Raw genomic sequence first — 13,367 nt, 5'->3', positions numbered from 1 at the left:
TATGGTCAAGCCTCACGGGCAATTAGTACAGGTTAGCTCAACGCCTCACAGCGCTTACACACCCTGCCTATCAACGTCGTAGTCTTCGACGGCCCTTCAGGGGACTCAAGGTCCCAGTGAGATCTCATCTTGAGGCAAGTTTCCCGCTTAGATGCTTTCAGCGGTTATCTTTCCCGAACATAGCTACCCGGCAATGCCACTGGCGTGACAACCGGAACACCAGAGGTTCGTCCACTCCGGTCCTCTCGTACTAGGAGCAGCCCCTCTCAAATCTCAAACGTCCACGGCAGATAGGGACCGAACTGTCTCACGACGTTCTAAACCCAGCTCGCGTACCACTTTAAATGGCGAACAGCCATACCCTTGGGACCGGCTTCAGCCCCAGGATGTGATGAGCCGACATCGAGGTGCCAAACACCGCCGTCGATATGAACTCTTGGGCGGTATCAGCCTGTTATCCCCGGAGTACCTTTTATCCGTTGAGCGATGGCCCTTCCATACAGAACCACCGGATCACTAAGACCTACTTTCGTACCTGCTCGACGTGTCTGTCTCGCAGTCAAGCGCGCTTTTGCCTTTATACTCTACGACCGATTTCCGACCGGTCTGAGCGCACCTTCGTACTCCTCCGTTACTCTTTAGGAGGAGACCGCCCCAGTCAAACTACCCACCATACACTGTCCTCGATCCGGATAACGGACCTGAGTTAGAACCTCAAAGTTGCCAGGGTGGTATTTCAAGGTTGGCTCCACGCGAACTGGCGTCCACGCTTCAAAGCCTCCCACCTATCCTACACAAGCAAATTCAAAGTCCAGTGCAAAGCTATAGTAAAGGTTCACGGGGTCTTTCCGTCTAGCCGCGGATACACTGCATCTTCACAGCGATTTCAATTTCACTGAGTCTCGGGTGGAGACAGCGCCGCCATCGTTACGCCATTCGTGCAGGTCGGAACTTACCCGACAAGGAATTTCGCTACCTTAGGACCGTTATAGTTACGGCCGCCGTTTACCGGGGCTTCGATCAAGAGCTTCGCGTTAGCTAACCCCATCAATTAACCTTCCGGCACCGGGCAGGCGTCACACCCTATACGTCCACTTTCGTGTTTGCAGAGTGCTGTGTTTTTAATAAACAGTCGCAGCGGCCTGGTATCTTCGACCGGCGTGGGCTTACGCAGCAAGTGCTTCACCCTCACCGGCGCACCTTCTCCCGAAGTTACGGTGCCATTTTGCCTAGTTCCTTCACCCGAGTTCTCTCAAGCGCCTTGGTATTCTCTACCCAACCACCTGTGTCGGTTTGGGGTACGGTTCCTGGTTACCTGAAGCTTAGAAGCTTTTCTTGGAAGCATGGCATCAACCACTTCGTCACCCAAAGGGTAACTCGTCATCAGCTCTCGGCCTTGGAATCCCGGATTTACCTAAGATTCCAGCCTACCACCTTAAACTTGGACAACCAACGCCAAGCTGGCCTAGCCTTCTCCGTCCCTCCATCGCAATAACCAGAAGTACAGGAATATTAACCTGTTTTCCATCGACTACGCTTTTCAGCCTCGCCTTAGGGACCGACTAACCCTGCGTCGATTAACGTTGCGCAGGAAACCTTGGTCTTTCGGCGTGGGTGTTTTTCACACCCATTGTCGTTACTCATGTCAGCATTCGCACTTCTGATACCTCCAGCAAGCTTCTCAACTCACCTTCACAGGCTTACAGAACGCTCCTCTACCGCATCACTTACGTGATACCCGTAGCTTCGGTGTATGGTTTGAGCCCCGTTACATCTTCCGCGCAGGCCGACTCGACTAGTGAGCTATTACGCTTTCTTTAAAGGGTGGCTGCTTCTAAGCCAACCTCCTAGCTGTCTAAGCCTTCCCACATCGTTTCCCACTTAACCATAACTTTGGGACCTTAGCTGACGGTCTGGGTTGTTTCCCTTTTCACGACGGACGTTAGCACCCGCCGTGTGTCTCCCATGCTCGGCACTTGTAGGTATTCGGAGTTTGCATCGGTTTGGTAAGTCGGGATGACCCCCTAGCCGAAACAGTGCTCTACCCCTACAGTGATACATGAGGCGCTACCTAAATAGCTTTCGAGGAGAACCAGCTATCTCCGAGCTTGATTAGCCTTTCACTCCGATCCACAGGTCATCCGCTAACTTTTCAACGGTAGTCGGTTCGGTCCTCCAGTTAGTGTTACCCAACCTTCAACCTGCCCATGGATAGATCGCCCGGTTTCGGGTCTATTCCCAGCGACTAGACGCCCTATTAAGACTCGCTTTCGCTACGCCTCCCCTATTCGGTTAAGCTCGCCACTGAAAATAAGTCGCTGACCCATTATACAAAAGGTACGCAGTCACCCAACAAAGTGGGCTCCCACTGCTTGTACGCATACGGTTTCAGGATCTATTTCACTCCCCTCTCCGGGGTTCTTTTCGCCTTTCCCTCACGGTACTAGTTCACTATCGGTCAGTCAGTAGTATTTAGCCTTGGAGGATGGTCCCCCCATATTCAGACAAAGTTTCTCGTGCTCCGTCCTACTCGATTTCACTTCTAAGATCCTTTCGCGTACAGGGCTATCACCCACTATGGCCGCACTTTCCAGAGCGTTCCGCTAAAATCAAAGAAGCTTAAGGGCTAGTCCCCGTTCGCTCGCCACTACTAAGGGAATCTCGGTTGATTTCTTTTCCTCAGGGTACTTAGATGTTTCAGTTCCCCTGGTTCGCCTCTTGCACCTATGTATTCAGTACAAGATAACCATCTTATGATGGCTGGGTTCCCCCATTCAGACATCTCCGGATCAAAGTCTGTTTGCCGACTCCCCGAAGCTTTTCGCAGGCTACCACGTCTTTCATCGCCTCTGACTGCCAAGGCATCCACCGTATGCGCTTCTTCACTTGACCATATAACCCCAAGCAATCTGGTTATACTGTGAAGACGACATTCGCCGAAAATTCGATCACGCTCATTGAGCCACTCACAAATTTTACCTTAGCCTGATCCGTTACCAGTGAAAGTAACGTCCAGTCTATCTTTCTATCACATACCCAAATTTTTAAAGAACGATCTAATCAAAAGACTAGAAATCAATATTCACAGCGGAATACTCATTTCTAAACTTTCAGAAGCAGTTATATGGTGGAGCCAAACGGGATCGAACCGTTGACCTCCTGCGTGCAAGGCAGGCGCTCTCCCAGCTGAGCTATGGCCCCATAACAAAATTGGTGGGTCTGGGCAGATTCGAACTGCCGACCTCACCCTTATCAGGGGTGCGCTCTAACCAACTGAGCTACAGACCCAATTTCGAGCGCGCAACTGTTAGCTTGGAGCTATCAGCTTGGAGCTTAAAGCTGCTTCTATCGTCTTCTTCAATGAATCAAGCAATTCGTGTGGGAGCTCATGAAGCAGCTGCGGTCGTCGATTAAGGAGGTGATCCAGCCGCAGGTTCCCCTACGGCTACCTTGTTACGACTTCACCCCAGTCATGAATCACACCGTGGTAACCGTCCCCCCGAAGGTTAGACTAGCTACTTCTGGTGCAACCCACTCCCATGGTGTGACGGGCGGTGTGTACAAGGCCCGGGAACGTATTCACCGCGACATTCTGATTCGCGATTACTAGCGATTCCGACTTCACGCAGTCGAGTTGCAGACTGCGATCCGGACTACGATCGGTTTTGTGGGATTAGCTCCACCTCGCGGCTTGGCAACCCTCTGTACCGACCATTGTAGCACGTGTGTAGCCCAGGCCGTAAGGGCCATGATGACTTGACGTCATCCCCACCTTCCTCCGGTTTGTCACCGGCAGTCTCCTTAGAGTGCCCACCATAACGTGCTGGTAACTAAGGACAAGGGTTGCGCTCGTTACGGGACTTAACCCAACATCTCACGACACGAGCTGACGACAGCCATGCAGCACCTGTCTCAATGTTCCCGAAGGCACCAATCCATCTCTGGAAAGTTCATTGGATGTCAAGGCCTGGTAAGGTTCTTCGCGTTGCTTCGAATTAAACCACATGCTCCACCGCTTGTGCGGGCCCCCGTCAATTCATTTGAGTTTTAACCTTGCGGCCGTACTCCCCAGGCGGTCAACTTAATGCGTTAGCTGCGCCACTAAGAGCTCAAGGCTCCCAACGGCTAGTTGACATCGTTTACGGCGTGGACTACCAGGGTATCTAATCCTGTTTGCTCCCCACGCTTTCGCACCTCAGTGTCAGTATCAGTCCAGGTGGTCGCCTTCGCCACTGGTGTTCCTTCCTATATCTACGCATTTCACCGCTACACAGGAAATTCCACCACCCTCTACCATACTCTAGCTCGACAGTTTTGAATGCAGTTCCCAGGTTGAGCCCGGGGATTTCACATCCAACTTAACGAACCACCTACGCGCGCTTTACGCCCAGTAATTCCGATTAACGCTTGCACCCTCTGTATTACCGCGGCTGCTGGCACAGAGTTAGCCGGTGCTTATTCTGTCGGTAACGTCAAAACACTAACGTATTAGGTTAATGCCCTTCCTCCCAACTTAAAGTGCTTTACAATCCGAAGACCTTCTTCACACACGCGGCATGGCTGGATCAGGCTTTCGCCCATTGTCCAATATTCCCCACTGCTGCCTCCCGTAGGAGTCTGGACCGTGTCTCAGTTCCAGTGTGACTGATCATCCTCTCAGACCAGTTACGGATCGTCGCCTTGGTGAGCCATTACCCCACCAACTAGCTAATCCGACCTAGGCTCATCTGATAGCGCAAGGCCCGAAGGTCCCCTGCTTTCTCCCGTAGGACGTATGCGGTATTAGCGTCCGTTTCCGAGCGTTATCCCCCACTACCAGGCAGATTCCTAGGCATTACTCACCCGTCCGCCGCTCTCAAGAGGTGCAAGCACCTCTCTACCGCTCGACTTGCATGTGTTAGGCCTGCCGCCAGCGTTCAATCTGAGCCATGATCAAACTCTTCAGTTCAAACATCTTTGGGTTTTGAGAAAACCCTAAACTTGGCTCAGCAATCGTTGGTTACATCTTTGATTTCTCGCGGAGTAACTTGTGATGCTGATAATCTGTTGACTAGCAGTCTGACTCCACAAGCACCCACACGAATTGCTTGATTCAGTTGTTAAAGAGCGGTTGGTTGAGTCTTTCGTCTCAACCGAGGCGCGCATTCTACAGCGCCCCGTGTATCTGTCAAGCGGTTATTTTCAGAAGTTTTCAAAGTTTCGCTTGGAAATCCTTAACAACTTCAACCACTTGCGCTTTCGATCTCTCGTTAGCGGGAGGCGAATTCTACAGCGTTACTCGCTGCTGTCAACACCTCTTTTTCACCGCTTTCGACCGAGAAGATCGAACCGCCGATAGAGCCAAACTACGCTGCTCTACCTGCTCCTTCCGGGCTTCGATGATCTGAAGCCCAACACCCTCGAAACCTACTTAACTCATTGAATCTCAAGGAGTTTTCCGTTTCGACTGCGCCGGAAGTGGGGCGAATTATAGACTTCCAGAATCTGCCGTCAACCCCTAATTACGCTTTTGTTGCAGAAGGGACTTTCCTTCCCAGCAAACGCGGGATCCGGCGCGTAATCGGCGGGACTCTCAGCATCAACAGTACAGCGCCTATAAAGGCGTATATCGCCCACTCCTTCAGATCTGCCCGCACGATCCACAGCATATGCAACAACCCAAGCCCCAGGATCAGATAAACCAGGCGATGCAATTTCTTCCAACGCACGCCAAGCCGCCGCTGACTGTAGCGATTGGATGTGACCGCCAGCGCCAGCAGGCCGAGAAACCCAAGCACCCCGACAATAATATAAGGCCGCTTGCTCAACTCGACGCCCAACTGCGACCAGTCGAACCCTAATATGAACGCCGCATACCCACTCAAATGCAGCACCACATAAGTAAAGCACCCCAGCCCCAACTGCCGTCTGACCGCAATCCACCCCGCCCATCCCGTCAGCTTTTGCAGCGGCGTCATGCTCAAGGTGATCAACAACAGGATCAACGTGCCCAACCCGAGCCGATCCACCAGCACCTTGCCCGGGTCAGGACCCAGCGAGTTCATCAGGGCCTGGTAAAGCCATAACAAGGGCCAGACCGCCGTTGCGATGAAGACGCCGACTCGCCAGACTGGAAAACGCATCAGTAGTCCTTCCTCAGGTCCATCCCTGCATATAAAGAAGCGACTTCATCCTGATAGCCGTTGAACATCAACGTATCGCGAACATTGGGACTGAACAGCCCGCTGGGTAAACGACGCTCATGCGCCTGGGTCCAGCGCGGATGATCGACCGTCGGATTGACGTTGGCATAAAAACCGTACTCGTCAGACGCAATGCTTTGCCAAGTCGTCTTCGGCTGCTCACTCACCAGACTGATACGCACGATGGACTTCACACTTTTGAAACCATACTTCCATGGGACCACCAACCGCAGCGGCGCGCCGTTCTGGTTCGGCAACTCCCGTCCATACATTCCCACCGCCAGGATGGCCAACGGGTTCATGGCCTCATCCAATCGCAAGCCTTCGACATATGGCCAGTCGATCAAGGCGAAACCGGAACGTTGCCCCGGCATGACCTTGGGATCCTGCAGGGTTTCGAAGCGGATGTACTTGGCCTTGGAGGTCGGCTCGACCTGCTTGAGCAGCGCGGAAATGGGGAAGCCGATCCACGGAATGACCATCGACCAGGCCTCGACACAGCGCAATCGATAAATACGCTCTTCCAGTTGATAAGGCTTCATGAAGTCTTCCAAGCCGTAGCGTCCCGGCTTGCCCACCTCCCCGTCCACTACCACACTCCAGGGCTCGGTCTTCAAGGACCCGGCATTGGCTGCCGGGTCTCCCTTGTCGGTTCCGAACTCATAGAAGTTGTTGTAATGGGTTGCGTCCTTGAACGGTGTGATGAGCTCATTCTTGACCGTGACCGCGCCCCATTGGACTGAAGGCAGCTTCTCGGCAAACCAGGACGGCGCCTTACCGGGCTCGACATCGGCATAACGCGCCGCATCGGCAGCACTGGCCCATTGAGGCAAGCTGCTGACGGCGAGGCCAGCCAGGGTTGCGCCGAGCATTTGCCGACGGGATAGATAGAGGGATTCGGGCGTGACGTCCGATTCACGGCAGTCGGACGACTTGGGGATCTTGATTAGCATGATAACTCCGCAGTATTGGAGGGCAGATGCACCAATAGACTGCGGAGTATGGGGGAAATTACATTAAGGCAACGTTTAGCGTCGGCGAAGACGCAACAAGTATTGCACCGGCCCGGAAGCGGCATAGCCCAGGAACACCAACAACAGGATACGTGGTGGATCACTGAACACCACTGCGAACACCAGCACCACCGCCAGAATCGCCACGAACGGCACACGGCCCTTCAGGTCGAGCTCCTTGAAGCTGTTGTACTTGATGTTGCTGACCATCAACATCCCGGCCGCCGCAACCAGCAATGCCACCAGGAACGACATTTTCGACCCCTGGATGCCATAGTCGCTGAATGCCCAGACAACACCTGCCACGACACCCGCCGCGGCCGGACTGGCCAGGCCGATGAAGTAACGTTTGTCGGCCTTGCCCACCTGGGTGTTGAAACGAGCCAGGCGCAACGCCGCCCCCGCCACATAGATAAAGGCAACCATCCAGCCGACCTTGCCCATATCCCCCAGCGCCCAGCCGAACGCCAGCAAGGCGGGAGCCACACCAAAGGCGACCATGTCGGACAGTGAATCATACTCGGCGCCAAACGCACTCTGGGTATTGGTCATGCGAGCCACGCGCCCATCAAGACCATCGAGCACCATGGCGACGAAGATCGCAATGGCGGCGAACGCGAAGTAACGGCTCGCCCCTGCGCTATCGCCAGCGCTCAAGGCAGCCTGGGCACTCATGGAGTTGATGATGGAATAGAAACCGGCGAACAGGTTCGCGGTGGTGAACAGGTTCGGCAACAGATAGATGCCACGATGCCGGACCTTACGGCCTTCAGCGTCATGGCCTTCTTCGACGTGCTCATCGATGGGCAACAGGCTTTCGGCGTCAGGAGCCTGGTTTGGCTCGTCGGGACGTTCGCTCATGGACAATACCTTGCAACGGTGTGAAAAAATTCGACAGATGTCTGGGACGACGGTTCGGCCGCAAACGATGCAGCTTTATACCAGAAGCCACCGCCCAAACGAAAAAACGCGGCCGAGGCCGCGTTTTTTCGATCAAAGTTCGCGACTTAGTTCTTGGCTTTGTCGACGATCTTGTTGGCACCGATCCACGGCATCATCGAGCGCAGTTGCTCGCCGATGATTTCGATACCGTGAGCGGCGTTGTTGCGACGCTTGGCGGTCATCGAAGGATAGCCGGTAGCGCCTTCGCTGATGAACATCTTGGCGTATTCGCCGTCCTGAATACGTTTCAGGGCGTTGCGCATAGCCTGACGGGATTCGGCGTTGATGACTTCCGGACCGGTCACGTACTCGCCGTATTCGGCGTTGTTGGAGATCGAGTAGTTCATGTTGGCGATACCGCCTTCATACATGAGGTCAACGATCAGCTTCAGTTCGTGCAGGCACTCGAAGTAAGCCATTTCTGGCGCGTAGCCCGCTTCAACCAGGGTTTCGAAACCAGCCTTGACCAGCTCAACGGTACCGCCGCACAGAACGGCTTGCTCGCCGAACAGGTCGGTTTCGGTCTCGTCCTTGAAGGTGGTTTCGATGATGCCGGTACGACCGCCACCCACGCCAGCGGCGTAGGACAGGGCCACGTTCTTGGCGTTGCCGGACGCATCCTGGTAGATCGCGATCAGGTCAGGGATACCGCCGCCTTTCACGAACTCGGAACGCACGGTGTGACCCGGGGCCTTCGGCGCGATCATGATCACGTCGAGGTCGGCACGTGGCACAACCTGGTTGTAGTGGATCGCGAAGCCGTGGGAGAAGGCCAGGGTGGCGCCTTTCTTGATGTTCGGTTCGATTTCGTTCTTGTACAGCGCCGACTGGAACTCATCCGGGGTCAGGATCATGACCAGGTCGGCGGCAGCAACGGCGGAAGCCACATCGGTGACTTTCAGGCCATGGGCCTCGGCCTTGGCAACGGTGGCCGAGCCTTTACGCAGGCCGACAGTCACGTCAACGCCGGAATCTTTCAGGTTGCACGCTTGGGCGTGACCTTGGGAACCGTAGCCGATGATGGCGACTTTCTTGCCCTGGATGATCGACAGGTCGCAGTCTTTATCGTAGAAAACTTTCATGAATTTCCCCTCTATCCGGCCGTTCAGGCCATTCGCTAATTTGGTTTAGATGCTCAGTACTTTGTCGCCACGGGCAATCCCGGTGACGCCACTGCGTACGGTTTCCAGAATCGAGGCAGTGCCGATCGATTGAATGAAGCTGTCGAGCTTGTCGCTGGTACCGGTCAACTGAACGGTATAGACGCTGGCGCTGACATCGACGATCTGCCCACGATAAATATCGGTAGTGCGTTTGATCTCGGCGCGCTGGGCGCCGGTGGCCTTGACCTTGACCAGCATCAGTTCACGCTCGATGTGAGCGCTTTCCGACAGGTCCACCAGCTTGACCACCTCGATCAGCTTGTTCAGGTTCTTGGTGATCTGCTCGATGATTTCATCGTGCCCTACGGTGGTCAGCGTCAGACGCGACAGGGTCGGGTCTTCGGTTGGCGCCACGGTCAGGCTTTCGATGTTGTAGTTGCGCTGCGAGAACAGGCCTACAACACGAGACAGCGCACCCGGTTCGTTTTCCAGAAGCAGGGAAATAATGTGTCGCATGATTAGGTACGCTCCGTCTTGCTCAGCCACATATCGCGCATGGAGCCGTCTTTGATCTGCATCGGGTAGACGTGCTCGCTGGTGTCGACCGCAATATCGATCACCACCAGGCGATCCTTCATGGCGAACGCTTCCTCCATCTTCGACTTCAAATCCTTCGATTCGGTGATGCGCACGCCAACGTGACCGTAGGCCTCTGCCAGCTTGACGAAATCAGGCAACGATTCCATGTACGAGTGCGAGTGACGGCTGCCGTAGCTCATGTCCTGCCACTGGCGAACCATCCCCAACACACCGTTGTTCAGGATCACGATCTTCACCGGCAAACCGTATTGCAGGCAGGTGGACAGTTCCTGGATGTTCATCTGGATGCTGCCTTCGCCCGTGACGCAGGCGACATCAGCCTCAGGAAAGCTCAACTTGATGCCCATGGCCGCCGGGAAGCCGAAGCCCATGGTGCCCAGGCCGCCGGAGTTGATCCAGCGATTGGGCTTGTCGAACTTGTAGTACTGCGCAGCGAACATCTGGTGCTGGCCCACGTCGGAGGTCACAAAGGCATCGCCCTTGGTCACTTCGCACAGGGTTTCGATCACGGTCTGCGGCTTGATCACGCTGCCGTCACCCTTGTCATAAGGGAACAGGCCACGATCGCCGCGCCATTCATCGACCTGCTTCCACCAACTGGCCACGGACTCCTTGTTTGGAACCTCGCCGATTTCCTTGAGAATGGCGACCATTTCGGTCAGCACGCTCTCTACAGGACCGACAATCGGCACGTCTGCCTTGATGGTCTTGGAGATAGACGCCGGGTCGATGTCGATGTGGATGATCTTGGCATTCGGGCAGAATTTCGCCGGACCATTGATGACGCGGTCGTCGAAACGTGCGCCGACCGCCAGGATGACATCGGCGTGGTGCATCGCCAGGTTGGCGGTGTAGCTGCCGTGCATGCCGAGCATACCGATGAACTGACGGTCGCTGCCCGGGAACGCGCCCAGGCCCATCAGCGTATTGGTGACCGGCAGGTTGAGCATTTTCGCCAGTTCGGTCAGCGGCGCGGAGCCACCGCCGAGGATCACGCCACCGCCGGAGTACAGCACAGGGCGCTTGGCCGCCAGCAGCATTTCAGCTGCCTTGCGGATTTGCCCGGAGTGACCACGGACCGCGGGGCTGTAGGAACGCAGCTTGGCTTTTTTCGGGAAGATGTATTCGAACTTCTCGGCCGGGTTGGTCATGTCTTTCGGAACATCGACCACGACCGGACCCGGACGACCGGATTCAGCCAGGTAGAAGGCTTTCTTCATGACTTCCGGGATTTCCGACGCATGCTTGATCATGAAACTGTGCTTCACGATCGGCCGGGAGATACCGATCATGTCGGTTTCCTGGAACGCATCGGTGCCGACCATGGTGCTGGGCACCTGGCCGGAGATGATCACCATCGGGATGGAGTCCATGTACGCGGTGGCGATACCGGTGATGGCGTTCGTGGCGCCAGGACCGGAAGTCACCAATACCACGCCGGCCTTGCCGGTAGCACGGGCATAACCATCAGCCATATGGGTGGCCGCCTGCTCGTGACGAACCAGGATGTGGGTCACTTCCGGTTCTTTGAACAGGGCATCATAGACATGAAGAAGAGCACCACCGGGGTACCCGTAGATATATTTGACGCCTTCGTCACGCAAAAAGCGGACGAGCATCTCACCGCCAGATAAAAGCTCCACGTTGTTCACCTCTAAAACGCCAGAATACCGACCCACAAGAAAGGGACGGGTCTTAATAGGTTTACTTCTCGGCAGAGCATGAGCGACGGTGGTCGCCGACTACGTCAGCACTGACTGAGCAAGTATTGGGATCGTCCCAAGTGTTGCGGGCCTTTCCCACCCAGCGCGAGGTAACGCGTTGCGGGTGTAACAGGTCGGCGCGGATGTGCGCCTCATGATCTGCTGAGTGGGCCTGCTTCTGGCAGTCCCTCTACAGCGGACTTTGGATTCTTCTGTTTCGCCTCCTTCAAGTCAAGTCGTCTATGTGTTTTATTCGAAGTAAGCGCATGAGAACGCAAGAAAAAACCTTTAAACGGCAACTGTGTTAGCTTCAATTGCGCAACCCATGACAAGGAAACAGCATGCGAATGATCTTCTTGGCGGCCAGCCTGCTGGTTGGCCTGAGCCCGATGAGCATGGCCGGCCAGGTCTACAAATGGGTAGACGCCCAGGGCGTTACCCACTTCGGCGCCCAGCCGCCCGAAGGCACGCAGGCCACGACCGTGATCAAGTCCGCCCCGTCTCCCGCCAAACCGACGGCACCGCCGTCTGGCGGAGTCATTGGCGACCAAAAGGCCATCGACCAACAGGTCAAGAAACAGGTTGCCGAACAGGAAGCCCAACTCAAGGCGTTCTGCGAACAGGCCCGGACCAACCTGGCGCAATTGCAGAACAACCCCAGGGTGCGCGAAGACGTGGAGGGGGAAATACGCCGCCTCACCGAAGAAGAGCGGCGCCAGCGGATCGACGAGACCCGCAAGCAAATCGAGGAGAACTGTCAGTAACGCCGGTCAGCCGGCGTTGCTGATCAACTGATCGAACTGCGCCAACAGCCGCTGCAACTCGATGCCCTGCCCTGGCCGTTGGGCATAGACCATCTCGGCCATGGCAAGGATGCCCGAGGCGTTGGGCAGCGGCAGGTCATTTTCCAGGATGGCTTTCATCCTGGGCAAGAAGATCCATTGCAGCCATTGCTCGAAGTCCAGGGTGTCGACCGCGAACGGCTCGACACTGGCCAGCGCCTGCGCCGAGGGCGACACATCGCTCCACCAGCCCTGGACCCGCAGCTCCCGCTCGATCAACAGCAACTGATCGGCGATCTGAGGAAAACGCGTATCCATCAGAGCGAAACCTTGGCCTTCTGACGGGCCAATGCCGCGCCAGCGGAATCGCCCTGCTTCTCACGGGCCTGGGCGATCAATTCCCACAGGCTGGCCTGAAGCGCCGGGCGACCACTGGAGAATGTCAGGCCACGACGGGCCAGTTGTTCGGCTTGCGGTGCATCGCCTTGGGCCATGCGCACCTGGGCCAGGCGATAAAGCACCTGAGGTTCGCGCGGTGCGACACGCTGGGCACGCTCCAGGCTGGAAGACGCACCATTGAGGTCACCGCCGGCCTGTTGCTGTTGCGCCGTGGTCAGCAGGGCCAGCACCGGGCCGTCGAGCTGTTCATCGGCGGACAAACCACCGGCGCCTGCCGACGGGATCCTGCTCGGCGTCGAAGGCATGCTGTAGCTGCCCTGATCGATCGGCGAGGTTTCGATAGGTCCGGGGGTGATCGGGCCCGGCGTGATCGGCGTGCTGCTGATCGGCGCCGAGGTCGTCGCGCCGCCACCCGGCACCATCACGACGACACCGGTGTCGCCCTGCGGGATTGCCTGGACCTGGCCCTGCGCCGGCCGCTTCACCGTCGTCTGACGGAAACCGCCGTTGGCCGAGACACGCTCGCTGTTGGAAACAGCGGTGCCGGAGTCAACAACCGGAATCGAGCCACGCTGTACGGTAGAGCAACCACTGAGCAAAGCCACGGCCGTTACCGCTGGAATCAACCACTTGTTCACTTGAA

At 56.0% G+C, this 13,367-nt stretch carries 9 protein-coding genes, 2 tRNA genes and 2 rRNA genes; 1 reads left to right on the top strand and 12 read right to left on the bottom strand.

The window, feature by feature from the left end; genetic code table 11:
- Window position 1: 1 nt before the first annotated feature.
- The 10 genes from KI237_RS04540 to KI237_RS04495 form a co-directional block, all read right to left on the bottom strand.
- Window positions 2-2,892, bottom strand: a 23S ribosomal RNA gene (locus tag KI237_RS04540).
- A 233-nt stretch (window positions 2,893-3,125) separates the two neighbouring features.
- Window positions 3,126-3,201, bottom strand: a tRNA-Ala gene (locus tag KI237_RS04535).
- Between the two features lie 10 nt (window positions 3,202-3,211).
- A tRNA-Ile gene (locus KI237_RS04530) sits at window positions 3,212-3,288 on the bottom strand.
- A 123-nt stretch (window positions 3,289-3,411) separates the two neighbouring features.
- A 16S ribosomal RNA gene (locus tag KI237_RS04525) occupies window positions 3,412-4,948 on the bottom strand.
- Together the 16S and 23S rRNA genes with 2 tRNA genes alongside form the textbook arrangement of a ribosomal RNA operon.
- A gap of 553 nt (window positions 4,949-5,501) precedes the next feature.
- Window positions 5,502-6,122 (bottom strand): protein-methionine-sulfoxide reductase heme-binding subunit MsrQ, encoded by a 621-nt coding sequence (gene msrQ, locus KI237_RS04520; RefSeq protein ID WP_212798972.1) that lies wholly within the window; start codon window positions 6,120-6,122, stop codon window positions 5,502-5,504.
- The gene (gene msrP / locus KI237_RS04515) at window positions 6,122-7,135 is read right to left on the bottom strand and encodes a protein-methionine-sulfoxide reductase catalytic subunit MsrP (protein WP_212798971.1); all 1,014 of its coding nucleotides are present in this window, start codon (window positions 7,133-7,135) and stop codon (window positions 6,122-6,124) included. The genes msrQ and msrP overlap by 1 nt, the downstream gene beginning before the upstream one ends.
- 75 nt (window positions 7,136-7,210) lie before the next feature.
- Window positions 7,211-8,056 carry a CDP-diacylglycerol--serine O-phosphatidyltransferase gene (pssA, locus tag KI237_RS04510; protein WP_212798970.1) on the bottom strand — a complete coding sequence of 282 codons (846 nt, stop codon included), beginning with the start codon at window positions 8,054-8,056 and terminating at the stop codon, window positions 7,211-7,213.
- Window positions 8,057-8,202: 146 nt separating this feature from the next.
- Window positions 8,203-9,219, bottom strand: coding sequence for a ketol-acid reductoisomerase (ilvC, locus tag KI237_RS04505; protein WP_003185459.1), 1,017 nt, complete (start codon window positions 9,217-9,219; stop codon window positions 8,203-8,205).
- Between the two features lie 45 nt (window positions 9,220-9,264).
- Complete coding sequence (gene ilvN / locus KI237_RS04500) at window positions 9,265-9,756, bottom strand: acetolactate synthase small subunit (protein WP_003205610.1); 492 nt, start codon at window positions 9,754-9,756, stop codon at window positions 9,265-9,267.
- A gap of 2 nt (window positions 9,757-9,758) precedes the next feature.
- Window positions 9,759-11,483 (bottom strand): acetolactate synthase 3 large subunit, encoded by a 1,725-nt coding sequence (locus tag KI237_RS04495; protein ID WP_212798969.1) that lies wholly within the window; start codon window positions 11,481-11,483, stop codon window positions 9,759-9,761.
- 401 nt (window positions 11,484-11,884) lie between these two features.
- On the opposite strand from KI237_RS04495, the gene KI237_RS04490 reads away from it, so the two are divergent.
- On the top strand, window positions 11,885-12,307 hold the full coding sequence (locus KI237_RS04490; RefSeq protein WP_212798968.1) for a DUF4124 domain-containing protein: 423 nt from the start codon (window positions 11,885-11,887) through the stop codon (window positions 12,305-12,307).
- Between the two features lie 6 nt (window positions 12,308-12,313).
- On the opposite strand, the gene KI237_RS04485 is transcribed toward KI237_RS04490, so the two are convergent.
- Window positions 12,314-12,643, bottom strand: a complete 330-nt coding sequence (locus tag KI237_RS04485; RefSeq protein ID WP_003205615.1) for a YqcC family protein — start codon at window positions 12,641-12,643, stop codon at window positions 12,314-12,316.
- Complete coding sequence (locus KI237_RS04480) at window positions 12,643-13,362, bottom strand: tetratricopeptide repeat protein (RefSeq protein WP_212798967.1); 720 nt, start codon at window positions 13,360-13,362, stop codon at window positions 12,643-12,645. Before KI237_RS04480 ends, KI237_RS04485 begins: the two co-directional genes overlap by 1 nt.
- Between the last annotated feature and the right edge of the window lie 5 nt (window positions 13,363-13,367).

Origin of the sequence: Pseudomonas sp. St316 (genome assembly GCF_018325905.1) — a bacterium.
GTDB lineage: Bacteria > Pseudomonadota > Gammaproteobacteria > Pseudomonadales > Pseudomonadaceae > Aquipseudomonas.
This window is presented reverse-complemented; position numbering and strand designations above follow the sequence as displayed.

Coding starts and splice junctions, on each gene's coding strand:
- msrQ (WP_212798972.1), bottom strand. CDS start 6,122: ATGCGTTTTCCAGTCTGGCGAGTCGGCGTCTTCATCGCAACGGCGGTC.
- msrP (WP_212798971.1), bottom strand. CDS start 7,135: ATGCTAATCAAGATCCCCAAGTCGTCCGACTGCCGTGAATCGGACGTC.
- pssA (WP_212798970.1), bottom strand. CDS start 8,056: ATGAGCGAACGTCCCGACGAGCCAAACCAGGCTCCTGACGCCGAAAGC.
- ilvC (WP_003185459.1), bottom strand. CDS start 9,219: ATGAAAGTTTTCTACGATAAAGACTGCGACCTGTCGATCATCCAGGGC.
- ilvN (WP_003205610.1), bottom strand. CDS start 9,756: ATGCGACACATTATTTCCCTGCTTCTGGAAAACGAACCGGGTGCGCTG.
- KI237_RS04490 (WP_212798968.1), top strand. CDS start 11,885: ATGCGAATGATCTTCTTGGCGGCCAGCCTGCTGGTTGGCCTGAGCCCG.
- KI237_RS04485 (WP_003205615.1), bottom strand. CDS start 12,643: ATGGATACGCGTTTTCCTCAGATCGCCGATCAGTTGCTGTTGATCGAG.